Source organism: Pseudomonas sp. FP2294 (genome assembly GCF_030687625.1).
GTDB classification, from domain to species: Bacteria; Pseudomonadota; Gammaproteobacteria; order Pseudomonadales; family Pseudomonadaceae; genus Aquipseudomonas; species Aquipseudomonas shahriarae.
In genome coordinates this window covers 5,516,950-5,534,866 of the sequence record NZ_CP117441.1, presented here as the reverse complement: position 1 = coordinate 5,534,866, position 17,917 = coordinate 5,516,950, and the positions used below count along the sequence as shown (strand labels likewise).

Here is a 17,917-nt window from a genome sequence, read left to right as displayed (position 1 = left end):
GTGCTGAGTGCCGAGTTGAAGGCGTTTTACATGGTCGCCCGCCTGGGCAGCATTACCCAGGCGGCGAAAAAACTCGGCCTGAGCCAACCCACGGTGACCACCCAGATCCGCCATCTGGAAAGCCAGTACTCGGTTGAGCTGTTCTATCGCGGTGGCCGCCGCCTCACCGTCAGCGACGAAGGGGCGCGGCTGTTGCCGATGGTCAAGGCGCTGTTGCAGCAGGAAGCGGATATCGAGTTTTTCCTGCGCAACAGCGGCCAGGTGCAGGGCACGTTGCGGATCGCCGCGACCGCGCCCTATTACATCCTTGACCTGGTGAAAACCTTCCGCGAACGCTTGCCCCACGTGGAAGTGGCAGTGGAAATCGGCAACTCCCAACAGGTCCTCGAAGCGCTGGATGATTACCGGGTGGACGTCGCCGCCTCCTCGCAATTGCTGGAAGACCCGCGCCTGATCCGCCGGGTGCTGGGCACCGACCCGCTGGTGCTGGCGGTGCATCGCAATCATCCGCTGGCCGTGCTGGAACATGTGCCGCTCAGTGCGCTGGCGGGGCATACCCTGTTGATGCGCGAGGCAGGTTCGACTACCCGGCGCTTGACCGAAGAGATGCTCAAAGGCGCTGGCGTGGGTTATGGGCCGCTGCTGGAAATCGGCAGCCGTGAGTCGATCCGCGAGGCGGTGCTGCGCAATATCGGCATCAGCATCATCGCCCGCCAGGAAGTGCCCCATGACCCGCAACTGCGGGTGCTGACCATCGAAAATGCGCCGCAGATTCCTGAATACCTGTACTGCCTCAAGGAGCGTAAAGGTGCGCGGTTGCCGGCGGCGTTTCTGGGGTTGGCGCAGGAAATGTCGCCGCTCTGAAAGATTTTGGGTGGTTTTGAAATCGCCATCGCAGGCAAGCCAGCTCCCAAATGTGAAGGTATTCACAGCTCCAAATGTGGGAGCTGGCTTGCCTGCGCTAGCGGTAGACCCAACACCCCATGGCTCTGCCCCTACCCAAATCCACCAATACCACTATCACCCGCTTTTGCCTTCCTGCCACACCAGGGACGCATTTGCTGCCTAGCATGGCCTTCATCAGTTTGATGAGGTGCCACCATGAACACAGCCCAGCTCAACCCCGGCGCGCCGATGACGGTGCGTGGTATCCAGAAGCGCTTTGGCGCCTTTACTGCCCTGGACCATGTGTCCCTGGACGTCGCCGCCGGTGAACTGGTGTGCCTGCTCGGCCCCTCGGGCTGCGGCAAGACCACCTTGCTGCGTTGCATCGCCGGCCTGGAGCGCCAGGACAGCGGCGAGTTGTACCTGGGTGATCGTGACGTTTCCCTACTGGCACCCCAGGCGCGGGACTACGGCATTCTGTTCCAGTCCTACGCGCTGTTCCCCAACCTCAGCGTCGAGGCCAATATCGGCTACGGCTTGGCCGGCAGCGGGCGCGATGAAGTGCGCAAACGCGTGGCGCAGATGCTGGAACTGGTGGGCCTGACCGGCAGCGAAAAGAAATACCCCGGCCAACTGTCCGGCGGCCAGCAGCAACGGGTCGCCCTGGCCCGTGCCCTGGCGCCGGCCCCGTCGCTGTTGCTGCTGGATGAGCCGATGTCGGCCCTCGATGCCCGGGTGCGCGAGCACCTGTGCACCGAGTTGCGCCAGCTGCAACGCCGCCTGGGCATCACCACCCTGATGGTCACCCACAACCAGGACGAGGCCATGCTGATGGCCGACCGTATCGCCGTGATGAACAACGGCAAGGTCGAGCAGTACGCCACTCCCCAAGAGATTTACGACCGCCCGGCCACCCCGTTCGTGGCCGAGTTTGTCGGCCAGGGCAACTGGCTGCCCTTCAGCCGCAACAGCGCCAGCCACGCCCAGGTTGGCGGGATGAATGTGCGCCTGGCCGAAGACAGCGGCAAGGCCGCGTCGGGCCGCCTGTTCTGCAGGCCGGAAGCGATCAGCGTCAACCCGCCCGTACACGAAGAAAACCTGTTCCCGGCCAAGGTCCGCGAGATCACCTTCCTCGGCAACCGTTGCCGCATGAGCTTTGAACTGGACCAGTTGCCCGGCCATCCGCTGCTGGCCGAACTGGCGCCGGAAGCCATGCCACGCCTGGGCGCCCAGGATATCTGGGTGGCGCTGCCGCCGCGCAGCCTGCAGGTGTTTGCCTGAGATGGCCACTGATATGACCCTGCCAGTACCCGGCCGTGTGGCGCGTCAGGCTTCCCGTGCGCAAATCGGCGACCGTATCTTCGTACTGGGCGGCAAGCTACTGCTGCTGTGCCTGTTGGGCCTCGCCGTACTGCTGCCGTTGCTGGCGATCTTCTGGCGCGGTTTCAGCGCCGAAGACGGCCAGGGCGGCGGCCTGGTGGCGGCGCGTGAGCTGCTGACCAGCGCCAACTTCCACTGGCTGCTGGGCAACAGCCTGAAGGTTTCCCTGAGCGTCGCGATCATTGTCGTACCCCTGGCCTACCTGTTTGCCTACGCCTTGCAACGCACGCTGATCCCCGGCAAGACCCTCTGGCGCGGCCTGTCGTTGCTGCCGCTGATGGCGCCGTCGATGCTGCCGGGCATCGCCCTGGTGTACCTGTTCGGCAACCAGGGCATGTTGCGCGGCCTGCTGTCCGACAACATCTACGGCTTCTGGGGGATTGTCCTCGGTGAAGTGATCTACACCTTTCCCCATGCGCTGATGATCCTGCTGTCGGCGCTGTCCCTGGCGGATGCGCGGTTGTTCGATGCCGCCTCGAGCATGGGCGCGAGCCCGGCCCGGGCGTTTCGCAGCATCACCTGGCCGGCGACGCGCCAGGCCGTGTTCGCCGCGTTCTGCCTGGTGTTCACCCTGACCATCACGGACTTCGGCGTACCGGTGGTGGTGGGTGGTGACTATCAAGTGCTGGCGCTGGAGGCCTACAAGGCCGTGGTTGGTCAACAGCAGTTCGGTCGCGGCGCCTTGATCGGCATGGTGCTGCTGCTGCCGGCGTTGCTCAGTTTCGCGGTGGATACCTGGCTGCGCCGGCGCCACGGCGACTCCATGAGCGGCCGCGCCCAGGTGTTCCAGCCGGCGCCATCGCGTCTGCGTGATGGCTGCTACCTGGCGATTGTGCTGCTGATCTGCGCGGTGCTGCTGTTGGTGTTCGGCATGGCGGTGTACTCGTCGCTGGTGAAGTTCTGGCCGTACAACCTGTCGCTGTCGCTTAACCACTACCAGTTCAACGACACCGCTGGCGGCGGCTGGCTGGCCTATCGCAACAGCCTGACCATGGCGATCTGCACCGCACTGATTGGCAGCGTGCTGATCTTCACCGGCGCTTACCTGATGGAAAAGACCAAGGGGCAGAAGGGCTTGAACCTGGCGCTGCGCATGCTCAGCTTTGTGCCGATGGCGGTGCCTGGCCTGGTGCTGGGCCTGGGCTACGTGTTCTTTTTCAACCTCAACGGCAACCCGCTGCATGTGCTCTACGGGACCATGACGCTGCTGGTGGTGTGCACCATTGCTCACTATTTGACCACCGCGCAAATGACCGCCACCACCGCCCTGCGCCAACTCGACGCCGAGTTCGAAGCCGCCGCGCTGTCGCTCAAGGCGCCGCTGTACCGCCACTTTATGCGGGTCACCGTGCCGATCTGCCTGCCGGCGCTGTTGGACATCCTGCGCTACCTGTTTGTCTCGGCGATGACCACCGTATCGGCCGCGATCTTTCTCTACAGCCCCGACACCATCCTTGCGGCGGTGGCGGTGCTGAACATGGACGACGCCGGCAACGTGGGCGGCGCGGCGGCCATGTCGACCCTGATTCTGTTCACTTCAGCCGGCGTCTCGCTGCTGCTGGCGTGGGCCTCACGCGGCTTGTTGCGCCGCTCCCAGGCCTGGCGCCAAACCGCGCCCGGTCAATAACTCTGCCCCACACAAGGAAACGCACCATGTTCAAGCCCCTGGCCCTCGCCGCTGCTGTGCTCACCGCGTTCAGCCTGAATGCCTTTGCTGCCAAGACCGAGTTGACCGTGTACACGGCCCTTGAAGCCGAGCAGTTGAAGACCTACAAGAAAGCCTTCGAAGCGGCCAACCCGGACGTCGAGATCAAGTGGGTGCGCGACTCCACCGGCATCATCACCGCCAAGCTGCTGGCAGAAAAAGCCCGCCCACAAGCCGATGCAGTGTGGGGCCTGGCGGCCTCCAGCCTGGCGATCCTCGATCAGCAAGGCATGCTGCAAAGCTATGCGCCGAAGGATCTGGACAAAATTGGCAAGAACTACCGCGACGCCGCCAACCCACCGGCCTGGGTCGGCATGGATGTGTGGGCTGCGACCATTTGCTTCAACACTGTCGAAGCCGAGAAACAGGGCCTGAGCAAGCCGATCAGTTGGCAAGACCTGACCAAGCCTGAGTACAAGGGCAAGATCGTCATGCCTAACCCGGCGTCGTCCGGCACCGGTTTTCTCGACGTCAGCGCCTGGTTGCAGACCTTCGGCGAGAAGCAGGGCTGGCAGTACATGGATGACCTGCACCAGAACATCGGCCAGTACGTGCACTCCGGTTCCAAGCCGTGCAAGTTGGCGGCTTCCGGTGAGTTCCCAATCGGCATTTCCTTCGAATACCCAGCGGTGCAGCTCAAGCGCCAGGGCGCGCCGCTGGATATCGTATTGCCCAAGGAAGGCCTGGGCTGGGACATCGAAGCCACTGCGGTGATCAAGGGCACGGCCCACCCGGAAGCGGCACAGAAGCTCGCCGATTTCTCTGCAAGCCCCGCAGCGATGGAGCTGTACAAGGAAAACTTCGCCGTGCTGGCCCAGCCGGGCATTGCCAAGCCGCAGACAGAATTGCCGGCGGACTATGAGCAGCGCCTGATCAAGAATGACTTTGCCTGGGCCTCGAAAAACCGCGATAACATCCTGGCTGAATGGCGTAAGCGCTATGACGGCAAGTCGGAGAAAGTGGCAGGTCAATAATATTCGTTGGGGCTGATGGCCTCGTCGCCGGCAAGCCAGCTCCCACATTTGAAGGTGTTCACAATTCACCCTGTGGGAGCTGGCTTGCCGGCGATGAGGCCTCAAATTCAGGACATCACTTAATGACACACCACAGCGATCTGCTGATCATCGGCGCCGGCATCCTCGGCCTGTCCCATGCCTACGCCGCCGCCAAACGCGGCCTCAAGGTCACGGTGTTCGAGCGCACGGCCACGCCCCTGGGCGCCTCGGTGCGCAACTTCGGCCAGGCCCTGGTCACCGGCCAACCGCCGGGGCAGATGCTCGACCTGGCCCGGCAAAGCCGCGAGATCTGGGGCCAGTGGGCGCAACAGGCGAACCTGCAACTCAAGCGCAATGGCTCTTACCTGTTTGCCCGCACCGAAGCCGAAGAGCACCTGCTGGAGGCTTTTTGCGCCGGGCGCGCCAAGGCGCATGGCTACCGCGTCAACCTGTTGCAAGGCGCAGCGCTGAACGACTTGTATGGCGGCCAGTTCCGCCATCACCGCGCCGCGCTGCACGGCCTGGACGATCAGCAACTGTATTCCCGTGAGGCGCTGCCGGCACTGATCGAGTACCTGCGCTGCGACCTCAAGGTGGAGTTCCACTTCTCCACCCTGGTACGTGACATCGAACCGGGCCAGGTGCACAGCACCGCCGGCAGCTTTCGTGGCAAGCAGATCATCGTGTGCTCCGGCCACGACTACCAAACCCTGCTGGCCGAACAGATCGCCGCACTCCAGCCGCAAATCTGCCAACTGCAAATGCTGCGCGCCCGGCCCAAGGTGGAGCTGAACCTGCAACACGCGCTGCTGACCGGCCTGAGCTGTGTGCACTACGGCGCCTTTGCCGACTTGCCGGAAGCGGCGCCGGTACAGGCGCAGATCCTGCGTGACACACCGCACCTGCATGAACATGGCATCCACCTGCTGATCAGCCCGACGCCCCATGGCGAGTTGATCATCGGGGACTCCCACCATTACGGCAGCGATCCTTCGCCATTCAACGCCGAACAGGTGGACAACTGGATGATCGAACTGGCCGAGCAGACCCTGGGCTGTCAGATTCAGGTCGTCGAGCGCTGGCAAGGGGTCTATGGTTCCCGTGGGCCGGGGCCGTTTTCGTTCCTGCGCGCCGCCGAGGGGGTCAGCGTGGCGTTGATGCACACCGGCGTGGGCATGAGCGTGGGGCCGGCGCTGGCCGAGCGCAATATCACTGAACTGTGGGGGCAGGCGTAATGAACGCTGAGCAGGTGGTCGCTGAAGTCTTTGGCCTGTACGAGCAGCACGGCGCTGCCGATTACATTGGCGAGCCGGTGTCGCAGATCGAGCATATGTCCCAGGCCGCGCAACTGGCCATGGCTGAAGGCTTTGACGATGAAGTGGTGCTGGCGGCGTTCTTCCACGATATCGGGCACATCTGCGGCCAGGGTGGGGAGAATATGGGTGGCTACGGCGTGGTCAGCCACGAACGCCTGGGTGCCGATTACTTGCGGCGTGCCGGGTTCAGCGAGCGCCTGGCGAAACTGGTGGAGTATCACGTGCAGGCCAAGCGTTACCTGACCTTCAGCCAGCCGGACTACTATGCGCGCTTGAGCGAGGCCAGCCGCCGCACCCTGGGTTACCAGGGCGGGGTGATGACGGCCGACGAGGCCCGTGTGTTTGAGCAGGACCCGCTGTGTGCGGTGAGCCTGCGCATGCGCCACTGGGATGAGCAGGCCAAGGCAATGCACGTGCCGGTGCTCGACCTTGAGGTGTTGAAGGCCAAGGCCCGGCACCTGCTGGCGGCTTAAGCCTCGTCCAGGCGCTGGGCCAGGGCTTCGATCTGTTCCTGGCGCTCGGCCTGGCTCAACCGTGCATGGGGGTTGAGCGATGACCATTGCGGATGGGCACGCGCCTTGTGCAGGGCCTCGGGCAGTTTGCCTTCGCGCCAGCTCTTGTCCTGCGGGGTGTCGACCTTGATGCTGTGCATCGCCGCATGCCCCCGCAGGTTCAGGGCCTTGAGCAACTGGCGCTGGCGCAGGGCCAACAGGCGCAACACGCTGTCATCCACGGTCAGCTCGCGCTGGCCCTTGATCTTGCCCAGCAAGCGGCTGCCGTAGCTGCGCGCGGTTTGCAGGGCGCCCCCGGCAATCGCCCCGGCCAGGGCGGCGGCGCCCAGGGTCAGGCCGCCGACCAGCAAGTCCACGCCGGCACCGGCCGCAGCTCCCGCGGCAATCCCGCCGCCGACCCGCACCCCCAGTTGCTTGAGGGTTTCGGGGTTGAACAAATCATCGCCCCAACGTCCGTCCAGCAGCGGCAAGTCGCTGGCAGCGGCGTCTTGCGCACGGAAGCCGTAGAGTTTGAGCAGGGCCTCGACGCAACGTTGTTCGCGCTGGCGCACGGCTTTGCGCAGATCGCTGACGGCTTGCTGTTCATCCTCGATGACCACGCTGCGCCGGCACGCGGCGCAGTCGATCAGCAGCTCGGCGATCAGGCGTGCGGCGCTTTGCTGGCGCGCCTGGCGTTGGGCCTCCTGGTCGAGAATCAGCCGCTCCAACTGTGGCCGTGAGCTTTCCAGCAACAGGGCCAGGCTTTCATACAGCCGCCGCTCGCCATCTTCTGGGGGCGCCACGCTGTCAAAGCGCACCAGCGCATGCAGGCCCAGGCGGGCCAGGGCTTCGCGCCAGTCCGGCTCGCGGTGTTCGGCGCTGCTGACAAAGTTGAGCACCGGCAGCAGCGGTTTGCCGCAACTGGCCAGCACTTGCAGCTCGTCGCGGTACTTGGCCAGCACCGGTTCCCGGGCGTCGATCACGTACAGGCCGGCGTCGGACGCCAATAACTGGCGCAGCACCTTGGCCTCCTGCTCAAAGCGCTGGCGGGCTTCGCTGCCTTCGAGGAAGCGCGCCAGGCGGGCCGGGCCATCCAGGCGTTCGCCGGGGCGGTCGAGGCGCTCCAGGTAATCGAGCAGGGCGATGGCATCTTCCAGGCCCGGCGTGTCGTACAGCTCCAGCAAGGCTTCACCGTCCACCGACAGGCGTGCGCCTTCGACATGCCGGGTGGTGCTGGGGCGGTGGGACACTTCGCCAAAGCCCACGTCCCGGGTCAGGGTGCGCAGCAGCGAGGTCTTGCCGACGTTGGTGTGGCCGACCACGGCCAGTTTCAGGGGTTTAGTCATGGCCCGTCTCCAGCCAGGTGAGCGGCGCGCAGTCGGCGAAGGGGAGGTCCAGTTGCTGCAAGGCTGTGTGCCAATCGCCGAGGCGCTCGGCATCCAGCGCCTGGCCCGGTGGCGCTTGCAACAGCCAGACCCGGGTGGCGCTGGCGCTGCGGGCCAGCTCGCCAATCAGCGCGAGGCTGCCGCGATCCGGCGAGCGGCGCGGGTCGCAGGCGATCACCAGGCGTGCGGGTGGGAAGCGGGTCAGTTGCTCCAGTAGTTTGTGGCGAGACTCACGGCTGTCGAGGATGCCGGCGTCCTTGACCATGGCCGGAAGTTTGGGCGGCCAGGGGTGCTGGTCGTCGAGTTCGATGGCCACCAGCAGGGCGCCATCGCTGTGCAGTTCGCTGGCACCGCCGCTGACGTGGTGCAACTGCTCAGGCGCGGCATCGCTGACGCCAAGGCGTTCGCTGCTGGGCATCAAGGCATCGCGCAAGTGGCTGTAGCCGGGCAGGTTGAGGTCCAGGCCCAAGGCCGCGCGCCCGCGTTTCCAGCGCCATAGGCACAACAGGGCGAGAATCAACCGGGGCAGCAGGCCATAGACCAGCAACACCCCCACCAGCCACGCAGCCCAGGCCTGGCGGGCGCTTTCGATAGTCAGCGCCGAATCGCCGCTGGTGCGAATCATCTCCACGCTGGGCACGCTGAAGCCGAGCAGTGCGGGCAGGCTGCCCAGGGCCTGGGTCACGCTGACAAAGGTGTCGGCCCCGAGAATGGTGGTTTCCCAGACAAACCCGTAGCGCCGGGTGGCCATCAAGGTCAGCAGGATCACCAGCGCGCTGCACAGCGCCAGCAGCCACAGGCCATTGACCAGCACGCCGACCGCCCAGCGGTTGAGCTTCTGGCGTTGCAGCAGCAACAACAGCGCCGGCGCCAGTTGTGCGGCCTTGGCATCGCGGGCAAGTTTTTCGCTGAGCCACAACCACAGACGGCCGAGGCTGGCGCTGTGTTCGCCGGCAAACAACAGGCCCAGGGCCCAGCTCAGCAGCAGGATCAGGTTCAAGCCCAGCAGGCTGCCCAGGGCCCAGAACACATTGACCGGGGCTTGGCCGTTGCCCAGGGCGGCGAAGGCCAGGCCGGCGCCGCTGACGATGGCCAGCACCATCAGCACCATCAGCGCCAGGCGTGCGCCTTGCAGCCAGTGGAGCAGGGCGGCGCGCAGGCCGTCACGTTCGGCCAGCCACAGTGCGCGGTTTTGAATGCGCGTCGGCAGATCGCCGCCGTGGCTGCGGGCCAGGCGATTGGCTTCCTGGTCTTCCAGGGGGCCAGCGTGTTCTTCACGCAGGCGCACGGTTTCCGTCAGCCAGAGTGTTTGCAGAGGTGTAAGTGCAGTCACGCGCCATCCTGTTGTGTCAGTGAGCCTGGAGCATAACCGCTGGCCCGCGCCTCTGGTATTCTCGTCGCCATGAAAAAAACTCTCCCTTTAAGCCTGATCGCAGCCCTCGGTGAAAACCGCGTGATCGGCGTCGACAACAGCATGCCCTGGCATTTGCCGGGGGATTTCAAATATTTCAAGGCCACCACCCTGGGCAAGCCGATCATCATGGGGCGCAAGACCTGGGATTCCCTGGGTCGACCGTTGCCGGGTCGCTTGAACATTGTGGTCAGCCGTCAGACCGATTTGGTGCTCGAAGGTGCGGAAGTTTTTCCGTCCCTCGATGCAGCCGTGGCGCGGGCCGAGGCCTGGGCGTTGGAGCAGGGCGTGGATGAGCTGATGCTGATCGGCGGCGCGCAGCTGTATACGCAGGGGCTGGAGCAGGCGGATCGCCTGTATTTGACGCGGGTGGAGTTGAGCCCGCAAGGGGATGCGTGGTTTCCGCAGTTTGATACCCGCCAATGGAAGCTGGTGTCGAATGTGCAGAATCCGGCTGAAGGTGACAAGCCGGCCTATAACTTCGAAGTTTGGGAAAAAGCCTAAAAGCATCGCGGGCAAGCCCACTCCCACAGTTGACCGATTTTTACTGAAGAAACCGGTTCAACTGTGGGAGCGGGCTTGCCCGCGATAGCGGTCTATCAGGCCTGCGCCAACTCAGCATGCTCATCGGCATTGAGCAGCTCTTTATCCGTCTGCTGCATGATCTGGCTGGTAATCGCCCCCGCCGTCATCGAACCATTCACGTTCAACGCCGTACGGCCCATGTCGATCAGCGGCTCCACGGAAATCAGCAGCGCCACCAACGCCACCGGCAAGCCCATGGCCGGCAGCACGATCAGCGCGGCAAACGTCGCACCGCCGCCCACGCCCGCTACACCGGCCGAGCTCAGGGTCACAATCGCCACCAGGGTGGCGATCCACAGCGGGTCCAGGGGGTTGATGCCCACGGTTGGCGCCACCATCACGGCCAGCATCGCCGGGTACAGGCCGGCACAGCCGTTCTGGCCAATCGTCGCGCCAAACGAGGCGGCGAAGCTGGCGATGGACTGCGGGATGCCCAGGCGGCGGGTCTGCGCTTCGATGCTCAGCGGGATGCTCGCCGCGCTGGAGCGGCTGGTGAAGGCAAAGGTCAGCACCGGCCATACCTTGCGGAAGAAGCGCAGCGGGTTGATCCCGGCCAGGGACAGCAGCAGGCCGTGGACCACGAACATCAGCCCCAGCGCCAGGTAGGACACCAGCACGAAACTGCCGAGCTTGATGATGTCTTGCAGGTTGGAACTGGCGACCACTTTGGTCATCAGCGCCAGTACGCCGTAAGGGGTCAGCTTCATCACCAGGCGCACCAGGCGCATCACCCAGGCTTGCAGGGTGTCGATGGCGTTGACCACTTTCTGACCTTTTTCCACGTCGTCCTTGAGCAGTTGCAGCGCGGCAACCCCCAGGAACGCGGCGAAGATCACCACACTGATAATCGACGTCGGCTTGGCCCGGGCCAGGTCGGCGAACGGGTTTTGCGGGATAAACGACAGCAGCAACTGCGGGATATTCAGGTCGGCGACCTTGCCTGCGTAGTCACTCTGGATCACCTGCAGGCGCGCCAACTCCTGGGTGCCGGCCACCAGGCCTTCGGCGGTGAGGCCAAACAGGTTGGTCAGGCCGATACCGATCAGCGCCGCAATGGCGGTGGTGAACAGCAGCGTGCCAATGGTCAGGAAGCTGATCTTGCCCAGGGACGCGGCGTTATGCAGGCGGGCCACGGCGCTGAGGATCGAGGCGAACACCAGCGGGATCACGATCATCTGCAACAGTTGCACATAACCATTGCCCACCAGGTCGAACCAACTGATCGAGGCCTTGAGTACCGGGTGACCAGCACCATAAATGGTGTGCAGGATCACACCAAAAACCACCCCGAGCACCAGTGCCAGCAGGACCTTCTTGGCCAGGCTCCAGTGGCTGTGACGGGTTTGGGCCAGGCCTAGCAGTAACGCCAGGAACACCAGCAAATTGAGAATCAGCGGCAGATTCATTGAAGCTCCAATTAAATGGCTGCCAGTCGCCTGAGCGTGCGACTGCGAACCGGAAAGCCTAACAGCTTGAAATATATTGATTTAATACCTTTATGGAATGACTACTGTCGTTTTTGGAATAAGGCTTTGGCGCCCAGACGTATGCCGGTGGCGGTATCAGGACGCAGACGGTCGTGCTGGTGCCGGGAACGGTCATAAGGATTTGTTAGCGTTTATGCCTTTCACTCAGGGAGAAAACGCACATGAAGCTCGCGCCGAGACTGTTTGCCGCCGCGCTATGCCTGGGGCTTGTCAGCCAGGTCATGGCCGCCACCGAGTTGAAACACTGGCCGGCACCCGCCGCCAAGCAACTCAACGAAATGATTGCCGCCAACGCCAACAAGGGCAATTACGCGGTGTTCGACATGGACAACACCAGCTACCGCTTCGACCTCGAAGAGTCACTGTTGCCGTACATGGAAAACAAGGGCCTGATCACCCGCGACAGTCTCGATCCGTCGCTCAAACTTATGCCGTTCAAAGACACTGCTGACCATAAGGAAAGTCTGTTCAGTTACTACTATCGCCTGTGCGAAGTGGACGACATGGTCTGCTACCCGTGGGTCGCCCAGGTGTTTTCAGGCTTTACCCTCAAGGAACTCAAGGGCTACGTCGATGAGCTGATGGCCTCCGGTAAACCGGTGCCGGTCACCTACTTCGAAGGCGACGTGGTGAAGAACATGGAGGTGCAGCCGCCGAAAATCTTCACCGGCCAGACCGAGCTGTACAACAAGCTGATGGAAAACGGCATCGACGTGTACGTGATGACCGCTGCCTCTGAAGAGCTGGTGCGCATGGTCGCCTCGGATCCGAAGTACGGCTACAACGTCAAGCCGCAGAACGTCATTGGCGTCAGCCTGTTGCTCAAGGACCGCAAGACTGGCGAGCTGACCACCGCCCGCAAGCAGATCAGCGCCGGCAAATACGACGAAAAGGCCAACCTCGGCCTGGAACTGACCCCCTACCTGTGGACCCCGGCAACCTGGATGGCCGGCAAGCATGCGGCGATCCTCACCTACATCGACGAGTGGAAAAAACCGGTGCTGGTCGGCGGCGACACCCCCACCAGCGACGGCTACATGCTGTTTCACGATGTGGACGTGGCCAAGGGTGGCATCCACTTGTGGATCAACCGCAAGGACAAGTACATGACCCAGATTAACGGCATGATGGCCAAGCATGCGGCGGCCCAGGCCAAGGAAGGGTTACCGGTGACGGCGGATAAGAACTGGGTGATCGTCAAGCCGGAGGCGATTCAATAAGGCCCCGCCACAGAGTTGCCAGGCTTTACCGTTGGGTGTAGAAAGGACCATCACGCTTTAATGCATTGTATGCGGTGCATTTGAGTGATTTTTCATGTTTTGCATTGTATAGGATGCAATTTAGCGTGGATGAATTAGGTCTTTTAATCAAACAATTGCGTAAAGCCGCTGGCCTCTCACAGACCCAGCTTGCGCAACGGCACGGGATGAGTCGTGCAACCATCTCTGGGATCGAGAACAACAGCATCCCGGAAGTGGGGATTCGCAAGGTTGCCGCGATCCTTGAGGGCTTGGGATACGAATTGACCGCGACTCCCAGGCGTCGGCGCATGACGCTCGATGAGCTGAAATCAGGACGCATCCATGACCAGGCACAATGACCGACTGTCCATCGGCACTGGTGGTGTGGTGGCAGGAACACTCGGCCGGAGCGAAGAAAACAGGCACGATTCGGTTTTCTCGTATAACGATGCGGTGGCCGAAGAGAATGCCGTCTCCTTGACGATGCCGGTGCGCCTGGAGAGTTACAACTGGGAGTACGGCATCCATCCGCTGTTCGAGATGCACCTTCCCGAGGGGTATCTCAAAGACGAGCTCGTGCGGCGTTTCAGCAAGTCAGTACGCGGCTTCGACGACCTGGCATTGCTGGGTATCGTTGGGCCACACCAGCTTGGCCGAATCAGCATTGTCCACGCTGGCGGTGAGGCATCGCTGCCGCAGATCAACCTGTCTGAACTGTTGGTCCATGACGGGGCAAACGATCTCTTCAGTGACCTATTGCGAACCTACGCCGCCTACTCCGGGGTTTCGGGCGTTCAGCCGAAAGTGCTGGTGCGCGATATTGACGAGATGGCGCCTGATATGGCGCGGTTTACCCACCGGGGTGTCACGCACCTGGTGAAGGCGTTCAATGAACAAGACTTCCCTCAGTTGGCGGCCAACGAGTTTTTTTGCATGCGGGCGGCATTGCACTGCGGCCTTGAAGTGCCGGTTTTTCAACTGAGCAAAAACGCGAAATTCCTTGTTGTGCAACGGTTCGACGTCAGTGATGGCGCCTACCTCGGGTTTGAGGATATGTGCGTTCTGTCAGGGTTGGCGACGCGCAGGAAGTACGACGGGACTTACCAGGGATGCGCCAGGCTGATCAAGTCTTATGTCACGCCAAGCCGGGTAACCAAGGCGCTGGAAGATTTTTTCATGATGGTGGCGCTCTCTGCCGGTATCCAGAATGGTGACGGGCACCTGAAAAACTTCGGTGTGCTTTATGAGAACTGTGCCGAAGAGGCTGACATCTGGCTCGCGCCGGCCTACGACCTGGTGACCACCACGGTCTACCAGGGCAGCGACATCATGGCCCTCTTGCTGGACGGTTCTAAGGCCTGGCCCAAACGCAAGATGCTGGTCCAGTTCGGTCGCCGTTCGTGCAATCTGACAGAGGCGCGCTGCAATGAGTTGCTCGCCAGGGTGCAGGATGGCATGAGCCGCGCAATGACGGAGCTTTTGGCCTATCGAAGTACTCATCCCGCGTTTGAAGGGGTGGCAGACAAGATGGTTGCTGCATGGTCGGCAGGTTTGGCCAGGAGTATCGCCCCGGGGTAATTTGCGCGATTTCTTCGGCGCAAAAAAATGCCCCGCACTTGGCGGGGCATTTTTATGGGCGGGGCTTACAGGCCGTCGAGCATGGCCTTGTTACGCACTGCACCCTTGTCGGCACTGGTGGCCAGCAGGGCGTAAGCCTTCAGGGCGGTGGTGACTTTGCGCGGACGCTTCTCCACCGGCTTCCAGCCTTTCTTGTCCTGCTCGACCCGGCGTGCCGCCAGTTCTTCATCGCTGATCAACAGGTTGATCGAGCGGTTCGGAATGTCGATCAGCACCTTGTCGCCATCCTGCACCAGGCCAATCGCGCCACCGGCAGCGGCTTCTGGCGAAGCGTGGCCGATGGACAGGCCCGAAGTACCGCCGGAGAAGCGCCCGTCGGTCAGCAGCGCACAGGCTTTGCCCAGGCCCTTGGACTTCAGGTACGAGGTCGGGTAGAGCATTTCCTGCATACCCGGGCCGCCTTTCGGGCCTTCGTAGCGGATGATTACGATGTCGCCTTCTTTCACTTCGTCGGCGAGGATGCCGCGTACCGAGCTGTCCTGACTTTCGTAGATCTTGGCGCGACCTTCGAACACATGGATCGACTCATCCACGCCAGCGGTCTTCACCACGCAGCCGTCGAGGGCGATGTTGCCGTACAGCACAGCCAGGCCGCCTTCTTTGGAGTAGGCGTGTTCGACACTGCGGATGCAGCCATTTTCACGGTCGTCGTCCAGGGTGTCCCAACGGGTCGACTGGCTGAAAGCAGTTTGCGTCGGGATGCCAGCCGGGCCTGCCTTGAAGAAGGTGTGCACGGCTTCGTCGTCAGTCAGGGTGATGTCCCACTTGGCGATGCCCTCGGCCAGGGATTTGCTGTGCACGGTCGGCAGGTCGGTGTGCAACAGGCCGCCACGGGCCAGGGAGCCTAAGATCGAGAAGATCCCGCCGGCGCGGTGCACGTCTTCCATGTGGTACTTCTGGATGTTCGGCGCGACCTTGCACAACTGCGGCACGTGGCGGGACAGGCGGTCGATGTCGCGCAGGTCGAAGTCGATCTCGGCTTCTTGCGCTGCGGCCAGCAAGTGCAGGATGGTGTTGGTGGAACCGCCCATGGCGATATCCAGGGTCATGGCGTTTTCGAACGCCTTGAAGTTGGCGATATTGCGCGGCAATACCGACTCATCGTTCTCGGTGTAGTAACGCTTGCACAGCTCGACGATGGTACGGCCGGCCTGCAAGAACAACTGCTCGCGGTCGCTGTGGGTGGCCAGGGTCGAACCGTTGCCCGGCAAGGCCAGGCCCAGGGCTTCCACCAGGCAGTTCATCGAGTTGGCGGTGAACATGCCGGAGCACGAACCGCAGGTCGGGCAGGCGCTGCGCTCGTATTCCGCGACCTTCTCGTCAGAAGCGCTGGAATCGGCGGCGATGACCATGGCGTCAACCAGGTCCAGGCCGTGGGAGGCGAGCTTGGTCTTGCCGGCTTCCATCGGGCCGCCAGAGACGAAAATCACCGGGATGTTCAGGCGCAGGGCGGCCATCAGCATGCCAGGGGTGATCTTGTCGCAGTTGGAGATGCAGACGATGGCGTCGGCGCAGTGGGCGTTGACCATGTATTCCACGGAGTCGGCGATGATCTCGCGGCTCGGCAGGGAATACAGCATGCCGTCATGGCCCATGGCGATGCCGTCATCCACGGCGATGGTGTTGAATTCTTTTGCTACGCCGCCAGCACGTTCGATCTCGCGGGCGACCAGTTGGCCCAGGTCCTTGAGGTGGACGTGGCCCGGTACGAATTGGGTGAACGAGTTGGCAATCGCGATGATCGGCTTCTTGAAGTCGTCATCTTTCATCCCCGTGGCACGCCACAGTGCGCGGGCGCCGGCCATGTTGCGGCCATGGGTGGATGTTTTCGAGCGGTAATCTGGCATTGGAGCACTCCGGGCGGCTAATCAAGTACTAAAGGGGAGTGAGCTTCTAATTGACGACTGGAACACCCGAAAAATGGCCGTGTGTCCGGAAGTTGCCACTCGCGTCGCGGGATCGCCGCTTGCTTGGGCCTCGAGCTCATAAACCCGCCGGGGGATGACTGGCGATGAATAGGGTCGATTCTACACCGCTGGCGTCGGGAGGGAATGGCGAGAAGCATGTCCCGGGGCTTTATCGCCCGACCCTCGTATTTGTCAGCCAGCCCCAGAGGCTGAAGGCGATGAAGCTTGCGGCAATGGTCATCAGCAAATGCGTTCCGGTTTGCGCAAGGGCGGCGCTGCTGATCGCGGCCGTGAGGAACATGATGCTGTTGCCCGCCGAGGCGGCCGTGCCCGCGCTGCTTGAGAACAACAGCATCGCCGCCGAAATCGCCGCCGGGCGCACCAGGGTCACGGCCAGGGCGCTGATCAGCATCGGGATCAGCAGGGTTATGGTGGTGATGGCGTCAAGGCTGACGATCAGCATCAGTAGCACACCGGCCACCAGCAGTAACCCCAGGCCGATATTGATTTGCCGGGACAGCGAGATGCGTTTTTGCAGAAACGAGGCCACCACGCCGCCCAGCAGATAGGCCACGCCGTAGACCATCAGCACCAGGGCGTACTGGTATTCGGAGAGTTTCAGCCCATCCATGAACATCAGGGGGGTGACACTGATCAAGGCGAAGTAGCAGGCGAACACCAGTGCGGCGATCCACCAGTAGCGCAGGAAGTCCCGGTTGCCGGCCACGGCTTTCAAGGTGGCGATGATCGACACCGGTGCGCGATGGGGGCTGGCGGACTTGGACGGCAGGATGCACAGCGCATGGATCAACATGGCCAATGCCATCACTGCGAACCCGTAGAAGCTGCCTTGCCAGTCAAAGGTGGTTTGCAGCCAGGAGCCGATCAGCGGCGAAAGGGCGACGAACGAGCCGCTCAGGGTCATGTAATACAGGCGCACGCGAGCCCGGTCCTGCTCCTCGAACAGGTCTTCCACCAGGGCGTGGCCCAGCACGAAGAAGCCACAGCCCATGGCCTGCACGCTGCGAAACAGCAGGAAGGTCAGGTAGTCCGATGCCAGCGTGCAGCCTATCGCCCCCAGGATCGACAGTGTGATGCAGCCAAGCAGGACTTCCTTGCGCCCCCATTTATCCGAGAGTGGGCCGGCGATCAGTTGGGAGACCGAAAAAACCAGGGTAAACAGGCTGATGGACAGCGCGACATTGGCGCTGGGCGTGTCGAACCTGGCGGCGAGGGCCGGAAATGAAGGCAGCAGGATATTGATCGGGAAGAAGCTGATCAGGGCAATGCAGGTGATGAGGATGAAGCGGGAAAGATACTGGCGTTTGGCTGGGCCATCGAGGACGGGCGAGCAGGTGGAGTCAGACATTGTTTTTGTTTTCCGCAGTGAAGCCAGAAACCGATACTAGTCTGCAAAAAGTGGAATTCAATCAAAACCTTTGAAGGAAATTTCCTGGGGTGCGCGCGGCTTGCGACGGTAGGAAAAATCTT

15 protein-coding genes are annotated in these 17,917 nt (G+C 62.5%); 10 read left to right on the top strand and 5 right to left on the bottom strand.

Annotation, left to right across the window (positions count from 1 at the left end; all coding sequences use genetic code 11):
• The 6 genes from PSH73_RS25025 to PSH73_RS25000 all read left to right on the top strand — a co-directional run bounded on the left by PSH73_RS25025 (position 1) and on the right by PSH73_RS25000 (position 6,754).
• Entirely contained in the window at positions 1–864 is an 864-nt protein-coding gene (locus PSH73_RS25025) for a LysR family transcriptional regulator (protein WP_057960907.1), read from the top strand.
• A 237-nt stretch (positions 865–1,101) separates the two neighbouring features.
• Positions 1,102–2,166, top strand: coding sequence for a putative 2-aminoethylphosphonate ABC transporter ATP-binding protein (locus PSH73_RS25020; RefSeq protein WP_057440403.1), 1,065 nt, complete (start codon positions 1,102–1,104; stop codon positions 2,164–2,166).
• 1 nt (position 2,167) lies between these two features.
• Positions 2,168–3,892, top strand: a complete 1,725-nt coding sequence (locus PSH73_RS25015) for a putative 2-aminoethylphosphonate ABC transporter permease subunit (RefSeq protein WP_057960906.1) — start codon at positions 2,168–2,170, stop codon at positions 3,890–3,892.
• Between the two features lie 26 nt (positions 3,893–3,918).
• Complete coding sequence (locus PSH73_RS25010) at positions 3,919–4,944, top strand: putative 2-aminoethylphosphonate ABC transporter substrate-binding protein (RefSeq protein ID WP_057440401.1); 1,026 nt, start codon at positions 3,919–3,921, stop codon at positions 4,942–4,944.
• A gap of 122 nt (positions 4,945–5,066) precedes the next feature.
• A complete protein-coding gene (locus PSH73_RS25005) occupies positions 5,067–6,200 on the top strand; it encodes a TIGR03364 family FAD-dependent oxidoreductase (RefSeq protein ID WP_120734301.1) in 1,134 nt (377 codons plus the stop codon).
• Complete coding sequence (locus tag PSH73_RS25000; RefSeq protein WP_120734300.1) at positions 6,200–6,754, top strand: phosphonate degradation HD-domain oxygenase; 555 nt, start codon at positions 6,200–6,202, stop codon at positions 6,752–6,754. The genes PSH73_RS25005 and PSH73_RS25000 overlap by 1 nt, the downstream gene beginning before the upstream one ends.
• Here PSH73_RS25000 and PSH73_RS24995 read toward each other — a convergent pair.
• Positions 6,751–8,118, bottom strand: coding sequence for a DUF3482 domain-containing protein (locus PSH73_RS24995; protein ID WP_057440398.1), 1,368 nt, complete (start codon positions 8,116–8,118; stop codon positions 6,751–6,753). The two genes, PSH73_RS25000 and PSH73_RS24995, sit on opposite strands and share 4 nt — an antisense overlap.
• Positions 8,111–9,490, bottom strand: a complete 1,380-nt coding sequence (locus tag PSH73_RS24990; protein ID WP_057960903.1) for a DUF2868 domain-containing protein — start codon at positions 9,488–9,490, stop codon at positions 8,111–8,113. Before PSH73_RS24990 ends, PSH73_RS24995 begins: the two co-directional genes overlap by 8 nt.
• A 69-nt stretch (positions 9,491–9,559) precedes the next feature.
• On the opposite strand from PSH73_RS24990, the gene PSH73_RS24985 reads away from it, so the two are divergent.
• Entirely contained in the window at positions 9,560–10,072 is a 513-nt protein-coding gene (locus tag PSH73_RS24985; protein WP_057440396.1) for a dihydrofolate reductase, read from the top strand.
• A 95-nt stretch (positions 10,073–10,167) separates the two neighbouring features.
• Here PSH73_RS24985 and PSH73_RS24980 read toward each other — a convergent pair whose 3' ends face one another.
• Complete coding sequence (locus PSH73_RS24980; protein WP_057960902.1) at positions 10,168–11,559, bottom strand: L-cystine transporter; 1,392 nt, start codon at positions 11,557–11,559, stop codon at positions 10,168–10,170.
• Between the two features lie 242 nt (positions 11,560–11,801).
• Here PSH73_RS24980 and PSH73_RS24975 point away from each other — a divergent pair, with 242 nt between their 5' ends.
• The 3 genes from PSH73_RS24975 to PSH73_RS24965 all read left to right on the top strand — a co-directional run bounded on the left by PSH73_RS24975 (position 11,802) and on the right by PSH73_RS24965 (position 14,459).
• Complete coding sequence (locus PSH73_RS24975) at positions 11,802–12,860, top strand: phosphorylcholine phosphatase (protein WP_057960901.1); 1,059 nt, start codon at positions 11,802–11,804, stop codon at positions 12,858–12,860.
• Positions 12,861–12,985: 125 nt separating this feature from the next.
• On the top strand, positions 12,986–13,240 hold the full coding sequence (locus tag PSH73_RS24970) for a helix-turn-helix transcriptional regulator (RefSeq protein ID WP_057960972.1): 255 nt from the start codon (positions 12,986–12,988) through the stop codon (positions 13,238–13,240).
• Positions 13,224–14,459 (top strand): type II toxin-antitoxin system HipA family toxin, encoded by a 1,236-nt coding sequence (locus PSH73_RS24965; protein ID WP_057960900.1) that lies wholly within the window; start codon positions 13,224–13,226, stop codon positions 14,457–14,459. Before PSH73_RS24970 ends, PSH73_RS24965 begins: the two co-directional genes overlap by 17 nt.
• A 65-nt stretch (positions 14,460–14,524) precedes the next feature.
• Here PSH73_RS24965 and ilvD read toward each other — a convergent pair whose 3' ends face one another.
• Both ilvD and PSH73_RS24955 read right to left on the bottom strand, forming a co-directional pair.
• Positions 14,525–16,366, bottom strand: a complete 1,842-nt coding sequence (ilvD, locus tag PSH73_RS24960; RefSeq protein ID WP_057440393.1) for a dihydroxy-acid dehydratase — start codon at positions 16,364–16,366, stop codon at positions 14,525–14,527.
• Between the two features lie 229 nt (positions 16,367–16,595).
• A complete protein-coding gene (locus PSH73_RS24955; RefSeq protein ID WP_057960899.1) occupies positions 16,596–17,795 on the bottom strand; it encodes an MFS transporter in 1,200 nt (399 codons plus the stop codon).
• Positions 17,796–17,917 lie beyond the last annotated feature (122 nt).